Here is an 18,979-nt window from a genome sequence, read left to right on the forward strand (position 1 = left end):
TTTAGTTCCTCATTAAAACTTCGCTAATCTGTCCACGCTTAGCACTGTTAGAATTAATACTGCGTGCAGCTTTAACTCTTTTAATTTCAAAACCTTGATATAACTCATCAAAAAAATGATTATTCACATCTGTGTTTTTAGGGTCAGAATTACTGGCTATCCAGTGATAGCCTAGTGCGTCTATTTTTTTGCAGAAATTTGCCAGTTCAACTTGATGGCTGTCGTTAAAATCATTTGTTGCATAAGCGGTAAAGCTTGCTGTCTCACTAATAGGTTTATACGGCGGATCAAAATAGAAAAGAACAGGCAAATTATCTGTATTGAGTTTTTGTACTTCTTTTAATGTATGCTGATAATCGTCATTTAAGATAATCACATTTTGTAATAACTCTGATACTTGATAAATTAATTCTTCAAACACAAAAATAGGGCGTTTATAACTACCGATTGGTACATTAAATTCATTCTTATTATTTACACGATATAAACCATTAAACCCTGCTCGATTTAAAAACACAAAGAGGCTTGCTTGTTCAATGTTTGATGATTTACGAGTATTAAATAAAGCTCTTTTTTCATAGAAATAAGGTTTTTTTGATTCTTTATCGAGTAATTTATCATAATCACTTTGGATTGATTTTAGCTCATCAAGTAAGGGGCTTGGTTTGTTTTTTATAACTTCATATAAATTAACCAAATCACTATTTATGTCATTAATAATCGCTTTCTTTGGTGGGTTAGGGTTAGTCTGAATGTCTAATAGATGTAGTGCTACTGAGCCCCCACCAACAAAAGGCTCAACATAAATATATGGCTCTCCATTCTGCACAAATTTTGGTAGTTTTGCAGTAATTTGAGGTAGTAGTTGTGTTTTACCACCAACCCATTTGATAAGTGGTTTTGCCATTTTTAATCCTAATTTCTTATTTAATTAATTGTGATTGAAATTAAATCAACTTTCAATTTTATTATATATTAAAGTAATATATATAGTTCTTTTTATAACAGTCACTCTACTTTTTTAGCTGGCGTATAGCGCTTATCATTGGCGTTATTAGCGTTGCCATCACCATCTTTTTGCTCATTTTTTAACGACTTAGCAACCTCTGGTGGCATATAGTTTTCATCATGCTTGGCAAGCACCTCACTTGCAACAAATAGTTTATCTTTTAGCATTCCAGTAGCGACCACACCAGAATTTTCGGCAAATAAATCTGGCAAAATGCCCGTATATTGTACTGGCAAACTCTGTTGATAATCGGTAATTACAAACTGTACATTTAAAGGGTTAGCTGGATCACGTTTTACACTACCAGCAACCACCACGCCACCTGCCTTAATGCGAGTGTTTTGTGGTGCTTCGCCAGCACTGATTGCCGTTGGGTCATAATAAAAGTCGGTTTGTTGCCCAATGGCATAAATTACCAAGGAGACGGCAATGATCGCCCCTAAAAGCGTTGCCATTACCCACATCAATTTTTTTTGTCTAACTGGGTTCATATCTCACTACTTGTTTTATGAGCCATTTTACTTTGGTTACCATGGTTATTTAGTATGGCTTGGTTAACTGCCAGTTGTTTTAACAGGTTTTTACGCTGGTGGATGGAATAAAATATCAAGCCTGCTATTACGGCAAAAGTAATGCCCCAGCACGCCCACACAAATACGCCATGCCTGCCCATGGCAATAAACTCAGCAAAACTATTAAATTGTGGTTGCATATTAAGCCTCTGCTGTATTTTATGCTTTACTTTTACTGTTTTGGCTGTGCCAATTGTTGTACCCAGTTTTTACGTTGTTCGGTTTGCAGTATAAAAGTGTTTGTACGGTAAATTGCTAGTGCGGCGACCAAAAAATAACCTCCAATTAGCATCAATAACAATGGCATCCACATCTCCGCTGGCATTTTTGGCGCTTTACTTACTGAAAAAGTTACCCCTTGATGCAAGGTGTTCCACCATTCTACCGAGTACTTAATAATTGGCAAATTAACCGCACCAATTACAGACAGCAATGCTGCGGCTTTACCACGGTTTGGCGTGTGTTCAAAGGCTGCAAACATTGCCATCACCCCGGCGTACAAAAATGCCAAAATTAGCATAGAGGTAAGACGGGCATCCCACACCCAGTAAGTTCCCCAGGTTGGTTTCGCCCAAATTGAACCGGTCACTAGGCTTAAAACACAACACCAAAAACCGATGGGTGCAATTGCCTTGGCAACTAAATTAGCCGTTTTTATCTTCCAGACTAAAAAAATAACACCCAATACCGCCATGGCAAAATAGATTGACATGGCAAGGCTTGCCATTGGCACGTGAATAAAAATAATACGGTAACTGTTGCCTTGCAAGTAATCTGGCGGTGCAAATATCAGCCCCCACACAGCGCCAATGGTTAAAAAAATACTTGCAAATATTGCCAGCCATTTAACCCAAGGGGCAAAAACATGATAAAAAGGCTTGGTACCCACAGTGGTTAAAAAAACCTGCCAAAGGTGTTGTAATGTTGAGGGATTAGCGGTGTTTTTTATATTTGGCATAATATATTGTATTTATTATCAATATTTTGCTGGATGATTTAATTACTATTATAACAAAGCTTGTGCTGGTGTAACTAGTATGATTATTGACTAACTTAACCATGCCATTTTTAGAGTATATGCCATCACCCAAGGCAATATAAGCACACAAAAAATACTACCTGCCAGCAGTAATGCAAAAATTGGCAAGGCATTTAAACCAGCTGAATATAAGTCGATAGAGCCAATGGCAAAAATGAGGACAGGTAACTGCAATGGCAGGGCAATCAGGGGTACTAATACAGCGCCATTTTTAATGGATAACGTTAAGCTACTTGCCATGGCTGAAAACATTAATAGCATTGGGCTACTGATAATAATAGATAACATGAGTACACCTGCTTGACGCCAATCCAAACCAAAAAAAGGCACAGCCAATAAGCTAAGTATGGCGACAATACCTGCACTAAACAGCCAATGGATGGTCAGCCGAGCCAATATCCAAAGCGGTAGAGGGGCTTTTGCCACAATGAGTTGCGCCAATGTACCATTATCTAGTTCGGGTTTAAATAAGTTTTCTATGCCCATCACTAAAGATAATAAACAAGCTATCCAAATGGCGGGTACACCAAGGCGACTTAGAAGGTTTGGCTCATTGCCCACGGCTAATGGAAACAAAGTAAGGATGATTAAAAACAATACCAAAGGATACAACCACTGCATTTTGCTTTGTTTTTTTGCGTGCCACTCTCGTTGCCATAGTGCTTTAAAACTAATGGAATCTGCCGTTGGGGTGAGCCGTGTTTTTGTTGAGGTTGCCATATTTTTCATGTGTGACCCCTTTTATCCATTTGCCAAATAATAAGACAAATCCAGTACGGTATCTGCTAAATTATGCATACCATCAAGTTGATGGCTAGTCATTAGCACGGCACCGCCATTATCGGCAAAAGCCCTAATTTTGTCTTGTAATTTAGTAACCATGGAGGCATCCAGCGCCGTAAAAGGCTCATCTAATAACCAAAGAGGGCTATCATTTTTTTGCATAAGCCAAAGTCTAGCAAGGTTAACACGTCTGGTTTGCCCAGCAGAAAGTTGACGGCAACTAATGGCTTGATAACCATTTAATCCCACTGTGTTTAATGCATTTGCTATTTGCGGTGGTGAAGGGTATAGACCATATAGGTTGAGTAAAAATACCAGATTTTGCTGCACGGTTAAATCGGGATGAATACCCAATTGATGCGACACGTATAATGGACGGTAACTTAGGCGGTTTGTATCATCTAAATTGGTATTATCTAAAAAAATGGGTAGAATCCCTGCCAGTTGCATAAGTAGGGTTGTTTTGCCTGCGCCATTTGCGCCCTTTAAATGGCAAATTTCACCAGCTTTTAGAGTAACAGAAACATCTTGGCAAAGGATTAAATCACCACGCTGTATGTTTACGTTGGTTAATTGTAAGATGGGTGTTTGATGCGTAGTCATGTTAATGATTGTGTAACCTTCAACAACAGCGTTAAATATCTTGTCTATTATAGGGCATTCTGTTTGTATCATATACCCTCAAATTTTGTTTATGGATTAAATTACACGCCTTGACTATAATTACTACTCAATTGATAAGTATTATAAAAAAATGACTCAAACTACCAAAAATCAAAATAACCTAAATGCAGATACGGCGTTATTAATTACTCAACTGGTTGATGCGCAGGTTTTGTTTGTACAGCAATGGTTAAAAGATGAGCAAAATCAGCAGCAACTTTCATTACAGTTTTTAAATTGGCTTGGACAAAAACCCCTGCGCCGATACTTAACCTCTGCACAAGCGAATGAATTTGTTAACCAATGGTGGCTGGAATATCCATTAAACCCAGCCATGTTAGAAGATATGCAAGTTGTGCTTGATGTGTTGGTGTATCACCCAGTAAACGCACAGACCAAATTAGCCATGTTATTGGATGACAAGCAAGTACACAAACTAACCAACTATATTGCCAGCCACCGTAACCAACGTAATGCGTTGATTCATGCCATGCTTGGGCATCAAGCTTTTACCGATATGCTAACCAAAACCTTGTACCATGCCATGGATGACTTTACCGAAACAACCCTAAAAAAAGCGGGCGGTGTGGGCAAGCTCATGAAAATGGGGCGAGACCAGTTTGAACGAGTGACACGCAATAATTTAGACGAAAAACTACAGGCTTATTTATACAATAACATTAGCAAATTGACAAAACGTACTGAGCATATTGCCCAAAATCATTTAACTGATGATGAGGTTGCTCGCTTGTTGCAGGCGGGGTGGCAAAGTATAAAAAATGAGCCAATTAGTAGCTTGCAAAGTTACCTTACTGACAAAAGTGTTGAACATTTGATAGACAGCCTAAACACCAGTTATGAAGGATTAAGGCAATCAGACTATCTAAAAGTGCTTATCCAGGTGGCAATAGAGGCTTGGTTTAATAAGCGAGGTAACCATAGCTTAGCTGAGCTTGCCCAGATTTGTCATATAGACCAGCTTGGGTTTCATACAGCGTTGCCAATGCTGCGTCCATTACTAAATGACATTGCAGATAGTGATTGGTTGATTGCAACATTAAAAGAGGTAATTGGTAAATTTTATCAACAGCAGGGTATACAGCAGTTGTTGGCTAAGTAGGGAAAACGGCAAAACTATGCAATAATTTGCCAAACTTATAGAATAACTTTGTTTTATATTATATTTATAATTTTTTGGAGAATGTCAGTGTTTAAATGCTTTTTTATGAACAAAAAATGGCTACCATGGTCACTTTTTGGTTCTATCTTAATTTTAGCAGTGACTTGGTATCAAGTGAGCTTAGATGTGCAAATCAATGAATGGTATGGTGAGTTTTATGACCTGATCCAAAAAGCATTAACCAAGCCTAATACCATCACGATTGAAGAGTTTTTTGCCGCTTGCTTAACCTTTTTTAAAATTGCGGGTGTCTATATTGTCGTTATTGTGTTGGTTGATTTTTTTACCAGTCATTATATCTTCCGCTGGCGGACAGCAATGAATGAATACTATACCCAAAATTGGCACAAACTGCGCCATATTGAAGGTGCATCACAGCGTATTCAAGAAGATACCATGCGTTTTGCTAGAATTGTTGAATCGTTGGGTGTTAAGTTTATGCGCTCAGTTATGACACTAATTGCATTTATGCCTATTTTGATTGACCTAGGTAAGCATGTAACCAGCTATCCATTTTTTGGAGAAGTTAAATATGGGCTGGTGTATCTTGCTATTATGGTATCGCTAGGTGGGACATTGCTTCTTGCTATTATTGGTATTAAATTGCCAGGACTTGAGTTTAATAACCAAAAAGTAGAAGCCGCTTATCGTAAAGAGCTTGTTTATGGAGAGGATTATGAAGACAGGGCTGATCCGGTATCCTTAAAAGAGCTGTTTGCAAACGTGCGTAAAAACTATTTCCGATTGTATTTTAACTATTTATATTTTGACTTGGTTAAATGGTCTTACCTACAAGCAAACGCTTTGGTTGTCTATGTTGCCTTGGCACCGAGCATTGTGGCAGCGGCAATTACCTTTGGTATTTTACGTCAAATTACCAATGCGTTCCAAAAGGTGGAAGGCTCATTCCAGTTTTTTGTTTACTCATGGAGTACCGTTGTTGAGCTGTTATCAATCCATAAACGTTTAAAACAGTTTGAGGCAAATCTTAAAGTTTAAAATTCTTAAAACTGACAATATATTACAAAGATCACAAAAATTTGTAATATACCAAAAACACTAAAACCGCATAATACAAAAGTACCATGCGGTTTTACCGTAAGCTAATCCATGCTTAATTTTCGGGTATTACTAAACATCCAATTTAGCAATATAAACTACAAGCAGTGCAAGCACACTTGTAATAATCCTTACCCTATTTCCTTATGTTTCATCCTTAATTCGGCATCATCCATGGTGTTCAAATCCTTCGAACTATTCCTTTGCCGTGGGGTTATAATCTCAAATTTGTTAACTTATGTAAATGGTCGATTTTCTTAACTGTTTGTAAGTAAATGCTTACAATAGTTACATTCATGTCTTGAATGATAACAGACAGAGCATGTTATAGAATTTTTATACAAAGAAAAAAAGAGGTATAATTGTATAGTTTACTTAAAATAAGGCTAACGATATGCAAAGTTTTGATGTTGCGCTTTGCCATGTTTTGGCAGAAAACAAAGGCAAACGAGTTGTCTCTTTTTATCATGAGGGGCAAAAATATTGGCTAAAACAGGTAGAGCAACAAAAAGGGGCTGAAAAATTTTTAAAGCCATTTCCTGCTAAAGCCATACAAGTAGAAATCAAACGTTTAAAATGGTTGAATCTACGTCATGTACCTACCGCAAAATTAGTTTGCTCGGGAGATGACTATTTTGTAACGACTGATGTAGGCGATTGTATCAGTCGTTTATTACAAAAAAATGATATAGAGGAAGATAAAAAACAACAGGTGATTGCCCAAGCGGCGCAAAAACTGGCTGAGCTACACAATCAAAACTTAGTGCATGGTCGCCCAGCAATACGCGATATTACGTATCTCAATAATCAGGTTTATTTTATTGATTTTGAAGCAAAAAGTTTGTTTAGTAATCTGTATTATCAAAAACGTCGGGATGTGATTGTTTTCTTTTATAGTATGTTTCAGGCAAAATTAGATGAAAAATACATCCGTATGGCTATGCAAAGTTATGCAAAAACCAATCCAGAAAATTGGCAAGCATCGCTCAAGTTATTAAAAAGATTAAGTTTTATTTATTATATCTGCTTACCCTTTAAACCGGTTGCCAAGTCAGACCTAATCTCCATATATGGGTTGTTTGAGTTGCTTTTAAACAAGTAGCAGCAGGGCAGCTTAACCGAAAGACTATTTTATATATCGTTTTAACTATGCCACAACTGGCAAAAAGTTAATGGATAAGTAGTGCTATCGGTTAAGCAAGTCACTGTTAGTTTTAATAAACTGCTTTTACACAGGGTTTTGGTTTGATGTGACATCAACAAAGCCAACACCCAGCTCTAACACTTCAATATCTGTTGCTTTTGCCTTAATTTCAAATGGTTCTATGACAATATTGTCAACATGATATTGAGCTGATAGAGCGTCTATCCGTAGACGTTCGTTTGCTTGCAATGCGTTCATCTCATCTTTTAAAAGCTCAATTTGTGATTCGATTTCTGCAACTTTTTCACGCCTATCACCAATTCTGCCTACTTTATTCATGGCAGTTTTCATGCGGCGTGCGTTGGTAACGCTTAGTTTTTTACGGCTACGGAACAACCCAGTCAGAGCAGAGCCGATACTTAATCCAGCATCCATCCACCCGCCAGAAGCTTTATCTTCAGCATCCGTTAGTTTTTTTTCTAAACTTATTTGTTTTTTTTCTAACTTGGTAGTACTTTTGGTAATCTCTTCTTTAATTGCTTTAATGGCAATATCACGTGCCTCATGCAAAGGCGTAACCAAACGATTTTTAAAGGTGGTGGCTTCTTCACCCACCTCACTATAAATTTTTAGTTCGGGCGCGTACCACAAGGTTAGTTGGTGTTGTTGTCGAATATATTGACTCAGTTTTTTGTGCCATGCTTTCCATATTTTTTCATCTTGTAAGCTGGCTGGCGTGTCTTTATATACCGCAGGCTGGTGTGGCGTTTTTTGAAGTTGGTTCCAGCTGAGTGGTAATGGTTTTGCATTGTGCCAGTCAAGTTCGTCATCTACTAAGTGACACTGCAATGCATAGTTAAGGTGTTCGTTCGTGTCAGACTTCGTATCGTCATAAAAAGCCCTGACATGTGCCAAAATTATGGGTTGATAATCGGTGGCATTGCCATGCGCTTTTGGTACGGTTGGCAGATACCAGCTTTCTATATTGGGTGCAAGCACAGGCGTGCTGTTATTAACCAGTGGCGTTGCTTTTGTATTTGCTTTGCTTTGTTTTGTATCTGTTTTAGTGGCAACTGAGGTTGCATTCGTTTTTGATTGGCGTTGTGCCGTTAACGTTTTAATTGCCGTTTTACTTAAAGGACCTGCTAAATAGCTCATTGCCCAGCGGGTTTTGAAAATGAGTGGGGCACTGGCATGTACATTGTGTAGTAAAAACTGACGCTTGCCTAATTGATCAAACCAGTCATCTAATTGAGCTTTAGTTAAACCGCCATCACCAGCACTGAGTAAGCCTTCTGTTACTCTGGCTCTGTCTTGAGCAGTTTGCAGGCGACCAATTAGCCAAGTACCAGCATTAGATAAGGCTTTGTAATCTAAATCAATTGGGTTTTGAGTGGATAATACAACACCAACACCAAACGCACGTGCTTGCTTTAGTAGCAATAACAACAAACGTTTACTTGGTGGGTTAGCCGTTGGTGGTAAGTACCCAACAACTTCATCCATGTAAAGAATGGCTCGCAAAGTTGATGTACCTTGCTGGCGACGCATCCAATTAATTAAGTTATTAAGCAACAGGGTAATAAAAAACATGCGTTCTTCATCATTAAGATGAGCAATGTTAAGTACGCTGGTTTGAGGGCGATTGTTGTCGCCATAAAGCAGGCGGTTGGTATCTAGCGGTACGCCAGTAAGCCAACTGGCAAAACTGGGTGAGGCAATTAATGTATTTAACTTCATCGCTAGAGATTGACGTGCTTTTTCACTCACCACATTGTCTAGTGGCAGTATGCCAACTTTATCAAATGGTGGATTTAGCATTTGCCCAATTAAGTCTGCCAGTGTGAGTGTTTGGTCGTTATCCCACGCTGTTTTAAGGATTTGTACTAAAAATACATGCTCAGAAGATAAAGAGTCTGCCTCAATACCAATCAAACCGAGTAAACCACTAACGGTTGCATCTAAGCTTTCAGCGTAAGCCTCGGCATCGTTTCGGATGGCTTTTGGTGGTGGTGAAAATTCACTCAACAAGGCAATTGGTATACCTGACTTACTGCCAGGTGTATAAAGAGTGACCTCATTGCCATTTTTAAGTGCTTGCTGACGGCTAGCAGGTTGCCCACTTGCGTTTAGTCCAGTGTCCCAAAGTTTGGCGGTTTTTTCTGCCAGTGCTTCTGTTGTTAGCCCTTGTGAGGCAGCAACACCGGCATCTAACCAAGGGGCAAAGTCTTGCGCTTTACGCTGTGGAAAGTTTAAAGCCAAGTTTCCAAGATCGCCTTTTGGGTCGATGGCAATAACAGGGATGTTGTCTAAACTGGCTTCTTCTAACAACCCGATGCCTAAACCTGTTTTACCCGAGCCAGTCATACCAATAATAACGGCATGGGTGGTTAAATCTGCTGCATCATATAGCGTGGCTTGCTCTGCTTTTGTTTTTGGAAGTAAGGTTGTGCCTAGGTAAAATTCGCCGAGTTTTTCACTAAATTGTGGTGTCGTTGTTGCCATGTTATACATCCTTAATAATTTTTGTTATTTATGTGGTGACTAAAAAATAGGTGAAAATTTTATGGGAGAGGGTAGCTACAGTATATCGCCTACTTCTAATAATAAAGTACAAGCTGGGCGTATAGCCCAGCAATTAAGTGTCTAAACCACCTCAACACTATCTACATTTTGAAAGCCCCTTGGCAATTTAGAACCACGGCTACCGCGTTTGCCCGTAAAGTTCGTCAAATCCATTGGTTTCAGGGTGACATGGCGTTTACCTGCATTAATAACCAAATTGTTTGTGTGGTGCAAGGTGCAAACGGATAATACCGACTCTCCAGCTTTAAGATTAATAAGCTTATTACCCTTACCACGTTTTAGCTCTGGCAAATCGTCTAACCCAAACAGCAATAGATAACCAGCAGACGTTATCACCGCTACTTGGTCATGTGCTGGCATTACACGCTCATCCACTGTGATATCTTTGTCTTGAATATTAACAACATTCAATAAATTAACACCATCGGCAAAGTTAATGATGTTTTTGCCTGCTTTTTGGTTGGTGTCTAAGTTTTCTATTGTATTAATAAAACCATAACCTGCCGAGCTGGCAAGTAAGATACGCTGAGCGGCATCACCGGTGAGCAACTGCTCAAAGTTTGCACCAGCAGCCGGCTTTAATACACTGGTTAATGGATCGCCTTGCCCACGTGCCGAAGGCAAAGTATGGGCAGCAATGGTATAGCTGCGACCTGTGCTATCTAAAATGTATATTTTTTCGTTAGATTTGCCATTTACATGCGCTTGATAGCTGTCGCCTGCACGGTAGTTCATACCTTGTGCATCAATGTCATGCCCTTTTGCAGCACGTATCCACCCTGCTTTAGATAAGATGGCGGTAATTGGCTCGCTTGGTACAAGGTCAGACTCTTTTAGTGCCTGCGCTTCTTCACGCTCCATAAGCGGAGACATTCTCTCATCGCCGTGTTCTTTCATATCGGCGGTTAGCTCATCAATCATCAGTGCTGTTAAACTGGCTGGGTTATTCAGCTTCTCTAAAATGTCGGCACGTTCTTTTTCTAATTCAGCTTGCTCACGTTTAAGCTCTATCTCTTCTAACTTAGCTAACTGACGTAGGCGTATGTCCAAAATCGCATTTGCTTGAATCTCTGTTAAATCAAAACGTGTCATCAATTCAAGTTTTGGGTCATCTTCTTCTCGGATTATGCGGATAACTTCGTCAATATTTAAATAAGCAATCAACAAACCTGCCAAAATGTGTAAACGGCTGTCTATTTTATCAAGCCTAAATTGTAAACGGCGGGTGACAACGTTGCGGCGGCTTATTAACCATTCAGACAATATTTGTTTTAAGTTTTTAACTTGTGGTTTGCCGTTGAGTCCAATCATGTTTAAATTAACACGATAATTGTGCTCTAAATCGGTGCTAGCAAACAGGTGGCTCATGACACGGGTAACATCCACTCGGCTAGAGCGGAGTGTTAACACAATACGGCAAGGGTTTTGGTGATCGCTTTCATCATTAATATCGGTCACCCAAGGCAGTTTTTTGTCTGTCATTAGCTTGGCAATTTGCTCTTGGATTTTATTACCCGATACTTGATAGGGTAGCGCACTAATAATCACTTGAGTTTTATCTTTGGGATCCAGCTCATAGACAGCACGCATTTTATAGCTGCCTTTGCCCGTTTCATAAATGGTTTGTAACGCAGCTTTTGAGGTAATGATTTCTGCCTTAGTTGGTAAGTCTGGCGCGGGGATAGACTGAGTTAGCTGTTTAACACTTAACTCTGGATTTTTTAACAGACGAATCGCAGCTTTTACCACTTCTTTTAAATTGTGTGGCGGTATGTCGGTTGCCATACCAACGGCAATACCTGTTGTGCCATTTAGTAAAATGTTTGGTAGGCGAGCAGGGAGCGTGACAGGCTCTTGTATTGAGCCATCAAAGTTGTCTTGCCAATCAACCGTGCCTTGTCCCAGTTCTGTTAGTAAAGTGTTGGCATAGGCAGACATTTTAGCTTCGGTATAACGCATGGCAGCAAATGATTTTGGGTCATCTGGGCTACCCCAGTTGCCTTGCCCTGTAATGAGTGGGTAGCGATAACTAAAGGGCTGTGCCATGAGTACCATTGCCTCATAACAAGCGGTGTCGCCATGCGGATGATATTTACCTAAAACATCACCCACCGTACGGGCAGATTTTTTAGGTTTTGCAGTTGCCTTCAGCCCAAGTTCACTCATGGCATAAACAATGCGGCGTTGAACCGGTTTTAAACCATCACTTATGTGAGGTAGGGCTCTATCCATGATGACATACATGGCATAGTTTAAATAAGATTGTTCGGTAAATTCGGCAACCGAGCGGTTATCTAGGCTATCAAATGCAGGCGTAGAGTTCGGCGTAATCGTATCGGGCATTAAAAAGTATTCCAAAAAAGCGAATGTAAGGTAAATGGTGAAAAATACCATTTATAATAGCAAAAAAGTGATTTAAATAGGTAAAAACGCAAGAAGATTTATATACTTGGGTCATTTTTCTGTTTTGAAATTTGCTGTTTTTTAGTGTATTTTAACAACTGCAAATATTTTGATATTTCTAATTATTATTTTAAGCACATAACTTGTTTGAAAAACTGTGAGTTATTTGCAATTTTAAATTGAAGGATTTACTGATCATGAATGCAACTCAAGATACAAATGCTTACAGCATTAACTCGCCAAAAGATAGAGCTTGGTACAAGGTTTATGAGGCCACTGGTATGAAAGATGCCATTGATATGCCCCCTCAAAACACCTCACTAATAGAAATTTATGAAGGCATTTTTGCGCGTTATCCAAACCGAGTTGCATTTGAATGTATGGGCGCAAGTATGACGTATCGTGAGTTAGATACCTACAGTCGTCAAATGGCTGCTTATATCCAATCATTAGGGTTAGGTAAGGGTGATAAAATTGCGTTAATGATGCCAAATGTATTGCAGTACCCAATTACCATGATTGGTATTTTGCGTGCAGGCTGTACCTTGGTTAATGTGAATCCGCTTTATACTGAGCATGAGCTAGAGCATCAATTGGCAGACTCTGAAGCAAAAGCAATCTTTATTATTGAAAACTTTGCACATACTTTTGAAGAAGTTGAAGACAAAGGATTAATTGAACATGTGGTTGTTGCCAGTATGGGCGATATGATGGGCATGTTTAAAGGGTTTATTGTCAATACTGTTGTACGCAAAGTCAAAAAAATGGTACCAGCGTGGAATTTGCCAGGTCATGTTACCTTTAAAGCGGCATTAAATAAGTTTCCTGCTAGTAAATACAACCGCCCAACAGATTTAACACTCAGTGATTTAGCAGTATTGCAATACACAGGGGGTACAACAGGGGTTGCAAAAGGCGCCATGTTAACACATGGTAATTTAGTAGCTAATTTGTATCAGGCAATGAGTTATGTAGAAACTGGCTTCCCTGAAAGTGAAAGTACAGAAGGGTACAATATTTTAGTTGCTTTGCCACTTTATCATATTTTCTGCTTTACAGTTTGTGGCTTAATGGCAATGGAAAAGGGCTTTACGGGTGTGTTAATCCCTAACCCACGTGATTTAGATGGTTTGGTAAAAGAAATAGATAAATATAAGCCGGTGTTTATGCCAGCGGTTAACACCTTATTTAACGGCTTAGCGCATCATGAAGGTTTTTGTAAGTTAGACCACTCAAATTTAAGAGTGTCACTTGGTGGTGGCATGTCAGTATTGTCTAACACAGCTAAAGAATGGAAAGCAATTACAGGCACCCCAATTTTAGAAGGGTATGGTTTGTCAGAAACCTCACCTGTATTAACCATGACTCCACCTAAGTTAAATAAATACACAGGTAACATTGGTATCCCAGCACCGGCAACAGATATTATCTTGTTAGATGATGATGGTAATGAAGTGCCACAGGGTGAGCGTGGCGAGCTGTCGGCAAAAGGTCCTCAGGTGATGGCAGGTTATTGGAAACGCCCAGAAGCCACTGCCAAAGATATGACAGAAGATGGGTACTTCCGTACTGGTGATATTGCAATTATGGATGAAGAGGGCTTCTTTAAAATTGTTGACCGTAAAAAAGATATGATTTTGGTATCTGGTTTTAATGTGTATCCTAATGAAGTTGAAGATGCCATGACAGAACATCCTAAAATTAAAGAATGTGGTGTGATTGGTTTACCAGATGAAAAAAGCGGAGAGACACCAAAAATCTTTATTGTAAAAGCGGATGAAAGCTTGACAGAGGCAGAAGTAAAAGCCTTTGCTAAGGAGCATCTAACAGGTTACAAACGCCCACGCTATATTGAGTTTATTGACGAGTTGCCAAAATCAAATGTTGGTAAAATTTTACGTAAAGACTTGCGTGAACTAGAAGAAGCTAAACATAAATAGACCGCCTTATGTTGATATAAAAAAGCATCAAACTCAATTTTGGTGCTTTTTTATTTTTTGAAACATCTTAACAATATGTTTTTTGGTTTTACCTTGCCTTATGATGTGAGTATGGTTAGGATAAATAATCATTGAACTAAAATAAATGAATTGTATTTTTTATAGGAACAATAAATGTCTCGCATTGATAATCGTCAATTAAATGAACTTCGTAACATCACTTTTGAACGCAACTACACAAAACACGCAGAAGGTTCTGTACTTGTTAGTTTTGGTGATACAAAAGTGTTGTGTAATGCCACGGTTGAGTCTGGCGTGCCTCGTTGGCTAAAAGGGCAAGGCAAAGGCTGGGTAACCGCAGAATATGGCATGTTACCAAGAGCAACAAACACCCGTACTCAGCGTGAGGCTGCTCGTGGCAAACAAAGTGGGCGCACGCAAGAGATACAAAGATTAATTGGGCGTAGTTTACGTGCGATGGTTGATTTAAATAAACTGGGTGAAAATACCATTTATATTGATTGCGATGTGATTCAGGCAGATGGTGGCACACGTACAGCCAGTATTACAGGTGCAGCCGTTGCATTGGTTGATGCTATAGAAAGCATGCAAGCACGAGAAGGTAAAAAACAATTAAAGACAGATCCATTACTTGGATTAGTAGCGGCAGTTTCTGTTGGCGTAAAAGATGGCGAAGTATTGCTTGATTTGTGTTATCAAGAAGACTCAAGCTGTGATACAGACTTAAATGTTGTGATGACACAAAAAGGTGAGTTTATTGAGATACAAGGCACTGCAGAAGAAAAACCCTTTACCCGTGCACAAGCCGATCAAATGTTAGCAATTGCCGAAACAGGTATTGCCCAATTGGTAGAAATGCAACAACAAGTATTGGGTTGGTAGCCAATGCTAAAGGTGAATGATAATGGTGTGACGGTAACGCTAACGGGCAAAGGCGTTGGCAGCGGCAATGGCATATTTATGTTTGCTTTTGCACTATTAATTGGTGCGGTTGCCGTTGCGGTTGGATTAAGCTCATTGCCAAGACAATGGGCAATTGGCGCATTGGCTTTATTGGTTATTGGCATGTTTGTGTTTAATGTGTTACGTGGTCGCCAAAAACAACAAAAAGGTATGTATTTAACCAGTGGTGTTTTAGATGTGCGTTATGGATTAGTATCAAACTTTAATGGTGGTAGACGGCAAGATGTTGCTGTCTTGGTGGATGATAAGATTGTTAACCATGGTAAACAACTGACGATTTATGATAAAGAGGCACAAAAAAAATGTCATATATCGGGGTTTGAATCAGCCAAAGAGGCTCAAATTGTTGAGCAAATTTTGCAAGGGCAAAAACTTGGTAAACGCAATGCAAATATTAAAATCCAGTCTACTTAATGTGTTAACAGTGACAATAACCCTAAGCTGAGCATTTTGGTCTCCAGATAGTAGGAAGCGATATGAAAAAAATAGTTAAATTGATGCCTTTGGCTTATTTTTTATCTGGTATGACAATCACGGCACATGCAGATGAGATTGCCGATTTAATTGAGCAGTTAAGTTATCCTAAAACGTCGTCTTATACAGATTCTCCTACATTCAATCAAGATGCAAATGGGCAGTTTTTTCAAAGTTATCGTTATGCAAGCAACATTAAGCCAGAGCATATCAGCATTGTGTATCAAGCAGAACAAACCAGTACGCCAGCGGCAGCCGAAGTGCTAAAACAAGCCCGTGTTATGACCTTGGATAATAAAGAAATTATTAAAGGTTCTTGTTGGGATTATTTAAATGCCGTATTTGGTCGGGCAATGGTAAACAAAGAAAAAGTATTTGTTGGTCAGTATCCACAAGGTCCGTTTATTGATACAAACCATATTCAACCAGGCGATTGGCTATATTTTGTTAACCATAGTTATTATGATGGCGAACACAGTGGATTGTTTGTTGGTTGGGTTGATGCCTTTTCAAATAAGGCATTAATTTTAAGTTACGCTGGCGAAAACCGACGTGAACCTGCACGGTATAAAGTTTATGATATTTCGCATACTTATACGGTGATGCGACCCAAAATGATATAGCTGTGATATAAAAAGCTCGAGTATTTTGTATACTCGAGCTTTTTTAATGTTAATAAAGTAAATGGGGTATAACCGTGATTAATGTTTTATCACTTGCCCTTTCGTGCCAGATACGGCATCAATCACAGGTACAACGCCCATTTTTCGTGGACAAGCGGCTTCTGGTGTAATGCCCATTTCAGCCATTAAACGGTCATCATTAGATTTTTTAGCATTATTGGTTGTCAGCAGTTTATCACCGTAAAAAAATGAGTTTGCACCTGCCATAAATGCCAATGCCTGTTCACCATCGGTTAAGCTTTCTCGTCCTGCGGATAGACGTACATAACTGGTTGGGCAACAAATACGTGTAACCGCAATGGTACGAATCCATTCAAGTACTGACAGTTGTCCCTCTTCTAAAACCTTGTCTCCAAGTGGTGTGCCCTGAATAGGGACAAGCAGATTAACGGGGATAGATTCGGGCGGTGTTGGCATGTTAACCATCTCATTTATCCAGTCAATGCGGTCATCTCGGCTTTCACCCATGCCAACAATACTACCACTACAAATGTTAATGCCTGCATCACGCACATGGTTTAGTGTATCTAGGCGGTCATCATAGCTACGAGTGCTGGTCACTTGCTTATAATAGTTACGAGAAGTGTCTAAGTTGTGATTGTAGTAGTCTAGCCCAGCATCGGCTAACTGCTCAGCTTGTTTGGGCTGGAGCATACCTAAAGTCATACAGGTTTCTAACCCCATGGCTTTAACTTCTTTCACCAGCTCTACAACATATGGCATGTCTTTTTCACTAGGGTGTTTCCACGCTGCGCCCATGCAAAAGCGAGATGAGCCATTTGCTTTTGCTTTTTTTGCCGCCGCCAACACTTTTTCAAGCTCCATACGTTTTTGTGCTTGTAGTTTTGTTTTTTTACGATGATGTCCAGATTGAGAGCAATAGCCGCAGTCTTCTGGGCAATTGCCAGTTTTGATAGAAAGTAAAGTGCTAACCTGAACACTGTTAGCGGTAAAATGCTTTCTGTGTACGGTTTGAGCCTGCATCAGCAAGTCCATTATTGGTAGCTCAAACAAATCGCTAATGGTTTGGCGGTTTATTGGCTGTCCTTGAGTTGCAGGATGGGCATCATCAGTTGTGTTGTTTATTTTTGGTGAGCTGATGGTTGTTACGTCCATGAATGATTTGCCTTTGAGTTTACAAATGTTACTTATTTTATTGATTCTAGCATGAACCTAAATAGGCTCAAAGATTTTTATCCAAATGGGGCACTATTTGGCTGAATTAAACATAAAAATGTGATTAATTGATAAAACATGCTTGCAATTAAAAAATCCTTTGGTATAATTCTTGGCTCAAAACAGGTGGTTGTTAATTTTATTACTTGTTTTTGACAACACGGTGAAGTGGGTGAGTGGCTGAAACCAGTTCCCTGCTAAGGAACCATACGTAATTAAGCGTATCGAGGGTTCGAATCCCTCCTTCACCGCCATTTATTTTATATTTGTTTTATAATATATGATAATTAAGGCTTGACATAGTATTTTTTATCTCTATAATAGCCCACCTATTCAGTACTACTGAATATAAATGTAAATATGCGCCTGTAGCTCAGTTGGATAGAGCACTTGGCTACGAACTAAGGGGTCGGGAGTTCGAATCTCTCCAGGCGTGCCATTTACATAACTTAATCACTGCCCATCGCACGATGTTGGCGGTTTTTTTGTATCTAAATAATCTAATCTTGCAACTTTTTTGCCTATTTTTTACTACGATTTTATTTATTTTCTACTGTTTTCTAGCCGCATAATTGCCTATAATTAAAATATAAGAAGTTTTAATTTTAATAGTAGGAGTACGCTGTGCCAACACCATTTACAACCCAAGCTTTCATTCAGTTAGCATTAGACAATCAGGTATTAAAGTTTGGTGAGTTTGTACTCAAATCTGGGCGTATTAGTCCATATTTTTTTAATGCTGGTTTATTAGCTACTGGTGAAGCCTTGTCACTACTAGCCAATGGTTATGCAGCAGTTTTGGCAGAACAAGTAGAAAAAACAAACCAAAAAGAATTGGTTATTTTTGGTGCCGCTTATAAAGGCATTCCGTTTGTGGCAGCAACGGCACAGGCATTATGGACGAATCATGGCATCAATGCAGAATGGGGCTATAATCGTAAAGAAGCAAAAACACATGGCGAAGGTGGCACTTTAGTGGGTGCATCTGTTAAGGGTAAAGCCGTTTGGGTATTGGACGATGTGATTACTGCTGGCACAGCCATGCGTGAAGTAATTGACATCATGAATGCGAATGAAGCGACCGTGGCAGGCATTTTAGTGGCGCTTGATCGAAAAGAAAAGGGACAAAACGAGTTGTCAGCGATTCAAGAACTTACCGCTGAGTTAACAGTCCCTGTTCAGGCATTGGTAGACATTGATGATATTATCAGCTACCTTGATACTAAGGGCGAGCAAGTACAATTGGCGAAAATGCAGCATTACCGTGAACAATATGGGGTGTAA

17 protein-coding genes and 2 tRNA genes are annotated in these 18,979 nt (G+C 39.3%); 10 read left to right on the forward strand and 9 right to left on the reverse strand.

Annotated features, from left to right (window positions below; genetic code table 11):
• Nucleotide 1 precedes the first annotated feature (1 nt).
• The 6 genes from VH441_RS07935 to ccmA all read right to left on the reverse strand — a co-directional run bounded on the left by VH441_RS07935 (nucleotide 2) and on the right by ccmA (nucleotide 4,078).
• Entirely contained in the window at nucleotides 2-907 is a 906-nt protein-coding gene (locus VH441_RS07935; protein WP_434353108.1) for a DNA adenine methylase, read from the reverse strand.
• Between the two features lie 101 nt (nucleotides 908-1,008).
• A complete protein-coding gene (gene ccmE, locus VH441_RS07940) occupies nucleotides 1,009-1,500 on the reverse strand; it encodes a cytochrome c maturation protein CcmE (RefSeq protein ID WP_434353109.1) in 492 nt (163 codons plus the stop codon).
• Nucleotides 1,497-1,721 (reverse strand): heme exporter protein CcmD, encoded by a 225-nt coding sequence (gene ccmD, locus VH441_RS07945; protein WP_434353110.1) that lies wholly within the window; start codon nucleotides 1,719-1,721, stop codon nucleotides 1,497-1,499. Before ccmD ends, ccmE begins: the two co-directional genes overlap by 4 nt.
• Before the next feature lie 32 nt (nucleotides 1,722-1,753).
• Entirely contained in the window at nucleotides 1,754-2,539 is a 786-nt protein-coding gene (gene ccmC / locus VH441_RS07950; protein WP_434353111.1) for a heme ABC transporter permease CcmC, read from the reverse strand.
• Nucleotides 2,540-2,629: 90 nt separating this feature from the next.
• The gene (locus tag VH441_RS07955; protein WP_434354386.1) at nucleotides 2,630-3,340 is read right to left on the reverse strand and encodes a heme exporter protein CcmB; all 711 of its coding nucleotides are present in this window, start codon (nucleotides 3,338-3,340) and stop codon (nucleotides 2,630-2,632) included.
• Between the two features lie 21 nt (nucleotides 3,341-3,361).
• Nucleotides 3,362-4,078, reverse strand: a complete 717-nt coding sequence (ccmA, locus tag VH441_RS07960) for a heme ABC exporter ATP-binding protein CcmA (protein WP_434353112.1) — start codon at nucleotides 4,076-4,078, stop codon at nucleotides 3,362-3,364.
• A gap of 79 nt (nucleotides 4,079-4,157) precedes the next feature.
• Here ccmA and VH441_RS07965 point away from each other — a divergent pair, with 79 nt between their 5' ends.
• The 3 genes from VH441_RS07965 (at nucleotide 4,158) to VH441_RS07975 (ending at nucleotide 7,407) form a co-directional block, all read left to right on the forward strand.
• Complete coding sequence (locus VH441_RS07965; protein ID WP_434353113.1) at nucleotides 4,158-5,186, forward strand: hypothetical protein; 1,029 nt, start codon at nucleotides 4,158-4,160, stop codon at nucleotides 5,184-5,186.
• A gap of 105 nt (nucleotides 5,187-5,291) precedes the next feature.
• Nucleotides 5,292-6,245 (forward strand): peptide antibiotic transporter SbmA, encoded by a 954-nt coding sequence (gene sbmA, locus VH441_RS07970; RefSeq protein ID WP_434353114.1) that lies wholly within the window; start codon nucleotides 5,292-5,294, stop codon nucleotides 6,243-6,245.
• Nucleotides 6,246-6,699: 454 nt separating this feature from the next.
• Nucleotides 6,700-7,407 (forward strand): hypothetical protein, encoded by a 708-nt coding sequence (locus tag VH441_RS07975; RefSeq protein WP_434353115.1) that lies wholly within the window; start codon nucleotides 6,700-6,702, stop codon nucleotides 7,405-7,407.
• A 126-nt stretch (nucleotides 7,408-7,533) separates the two neighbouring features.
• Here VH441_RS07975 and VH441_RS07980 read toward each other — a convergent pair whose 3' ends face one another.
• Both VH441_RS07980 and parC read right to left on the reverse strand, forming a co-directional pair.
• Entirely contained in the window at nucleotides 7,534-9,954 is a 2,421-nt protein-coding gene (locus VH441_RS07980; protein ID WP_434353116.1) for an ATP-binding protein, read from the reverse strand.
• Between the two features lie 141 nt (nucleotides 9,955-10,095).
• On the reverse strand, nucleotides 10,096-12,378 hold the full coding sequence (gene parC / locus VH441_RS07985) for a DNA topoisomerase IV subunit A (protein ID WP_434353117.1): 2,283 nt from the start codon (nucleotides 12,376-12,378) through the stop codon (nucleotides 10,096-10,098).
• A gap of 257 nt (nucleotides 12,379-12,635) precedes the next feature.
• On the opposite strand from parC, the gene VH441_RS07990 reads away from it, so the two are divergent.
• The 4 genes from VH441_RS07990 (at nucleotide 12,636) to VH441_RS08005 (ending at nucleotide 16,459) form a co-directional block, all read left to right on the forward strand.
• Nucleotides 12,636-14,378: an AMP-binding protein gene (locus VH441_RS07990; protein ID WP_434353118.1), complete on the forward strand. Its 1,743-nt coding sequence runs from the start codon at nucleotides 12,636-12,638 to the stop codon at nucleotides 14,376-14,378.
• Nucleotides 14,379-14,552: 174 nt separating this feature from the next.
• Complete coding sequence (rph, locus tag VH441_RS07995; RefSeq protein WP_434353119.1) at nucleotides 14,553-15,281, forward strand: ribonuclease PH; 729 nt, start codon at nucleotides 14,553-14,555, stop codon at nucleotides 15,279-15,281.
• 3 nt (nucleotides 15,282-15,284) lie between these two features.
• Nucleotides 15,285-15,776, forward strand: a complete 492-nt coding sequence (locus VH441_RS08000) for a hypothetical protein (protein ID WP_434353120.1) — start codon at nucleotides 15,285-15,287, stop codon at nucleotides 15,774-15,776.
• Between the two features lie 62 nt (nucleotides 15,777-15,838).
• Nucleotides 15,839-16,459 (forward strand): hypothetical protein, encoded by a 621-nt coding sequence (locus VH441_RS08005; protein ID WP_434353121.1) that lies wholly within the window; start codon nucleotides 15,839-15,841, stop codon nucleotides 16,457-16,459.
• Between the two features lie 78 nt (nucleotides 16,460-16,537).
• Here VH441_RS08005 and bioB read toward each other — a convergent pair whose 3' ends face one another.
• Entirely contained in the window at nucleotides 16,538-17,515 is a 978-nt protein-coding gene (gene bioB / locus VH441_RS08010; protein WP_434354387.1) for a biotin synthase BioB, read from the reverse strand.
• Between the two features lie 342 nt (nucleotides 17,516-17,857).
• Here bioB and VH441_RS08015 point away from each other — a divergent pair.
• The 3 genes from VH441_RS08015 to pyrE all read left to right on the forward strand — a co-directional run bounded on the left by VH441_RS08015 (nucleotide 17,858) and on the right by pyrE (nucleotide 18,979).
• Nucleotides 17,858-17,949: transfer RNA gene (locus VH441_RS08015), tRNA-Ser, on the forward strand.
• Nucleotides 17,950-18,057: 108 nt separating this feature from the next.
• Nucleotides 18,058-18,134: transfer RNA gene (locus VH441_RS08020), tRNA-Arg, on the forward strand.
• 185 nt (nucleotides 18,135-18,319) lie between these two features.
• Nucleotides 18,320-18,979 (forward strand): orotate phosphoribosyltransferase, encoded by a 660-nt coding sequence (gene pyrE / locus VH441_RS08025; protein WP_434353122.1) that lies wholly within the window; start codon nucleotides 18,320-18,322, stop codon nucleotides 18,977-18,979.

This window comes from Psychrobacter sp. HD31, from assembly GCF_051097895.1.
Lineage (GTDB): Bacteria > Pseudomonadota > Gammaproteobacteria > Pseudomonadales > Moraxellaceae > Psychrobacter.

Excerpts from the sequence above, each read along its gene's own strand:
- VH441_RS07935 (WP_434353108.1), bottom strand. The coding sequence starts at position 907 with ATGGCAAAACCACTTATCAAATGGGTTGGTGGTAAAACACAACTACTA.
- ccmE (WP_434353109.1), bottom strand. The coding sequence starts at position 1,500 with ATGAACCCAGTTAGACAAAAAAAATTGATGTGGGTAATGGCAACGCTT.
- ccmD (WP_434353110.1), bottom strand. The coding sequence starts at position 1,721 with ATGCAACCACAATTTAATAGTTTTGCTGAGTTTATTGCCATGGGCAGG.
- ccmC (WP_434353111.1), bottom strand. The coding sequence starts at position 2,539 with ATGCCAAATATAAAAAACACCGCTAATCCCTCAACATTACAACACCTT.
- VH441_RS07955 (WP_434354386.1), bottom strand. The coding sequence starts at position 3,340 with ATGGCAACCTCAACAAAAACACGGCTCACCCCAACGGCAGATTCCATT.
- ccmA (WP_434353112.1), bottom strand. The coding sequence starts at position 4,078 with ATGATACAAACAGAATGCCCTATAATAGACAAGATATTTAACGCTGTT.
- VH441_RS07965 (WP_434353113.1), top strand. The coding sequence starts at position 4,158 with ATGACTCAAACTACCAAAAATCAAAATAACCTAAATGCAGATACGGCG.
- sbmA (WP_434353114.1), top strand. The coding sequence starts at position 5,292 with ATGAACAAAAAATGGCTACCATGGTCACTTTTTGGTTCTATCTTAATT.
- VH441_RS07975 (WP_434353115.1), top strand. The coding sequence starts at position 6,700 with ATGCAAAGTTTTGATGTTGCGCTTTGCCATGTTTTGGCAGAAAACAAA.
- VH441_RS07980 (WP_434353116.1), bottom strand. The coding sequence starts at position 9,954 with ATGGCAACAACGACACCACAATTTAGTGAAAAACTCGGCGAATTTTAC.
- parC (WP_434353117.1), bottom strand. The coding sequence starts at position 12,378 with ATGCCCGATACGATTACGCCGAACTCTACGCCTGCATTTGATAGCCTA.
- VH441_RS07990 (WP_434353118.1), top strand. The coding sequence starts at position 12,636 with ATGAATGCAACTCAAGATACAAATGCTTACAGCATTAACTCGCCAAAA.
- rph (WP_434353119.1), top strand. The coding sequence starts at position 14,553 with ATGTCTCGCATTGATAATCGTCAATTAAATGAACTTCGTAACATCACT.
- VH441_RS08000 (WP_434353120.1), top strand. The coding sequence starts at position 15,285 with ATGCTAAAGGTGAATGATAATGGTGTGACGGTAACGCTAACGGGCAAA.
- VH441_RS08005 (WP_434353121.1), top strand. The coding sequence starts at position 15,839 with ATGAAAAAAATAGTTAAATTGATGCCTTTGGCTTATTTTTTATCTGGT.
- bioB (WP_434354387.1), bottom strand. The coding sequence starts at position 17,515 with ATGGACTTGCTGATGCAGGCTCAAACCGTACACAGAAAGCATTTTACC.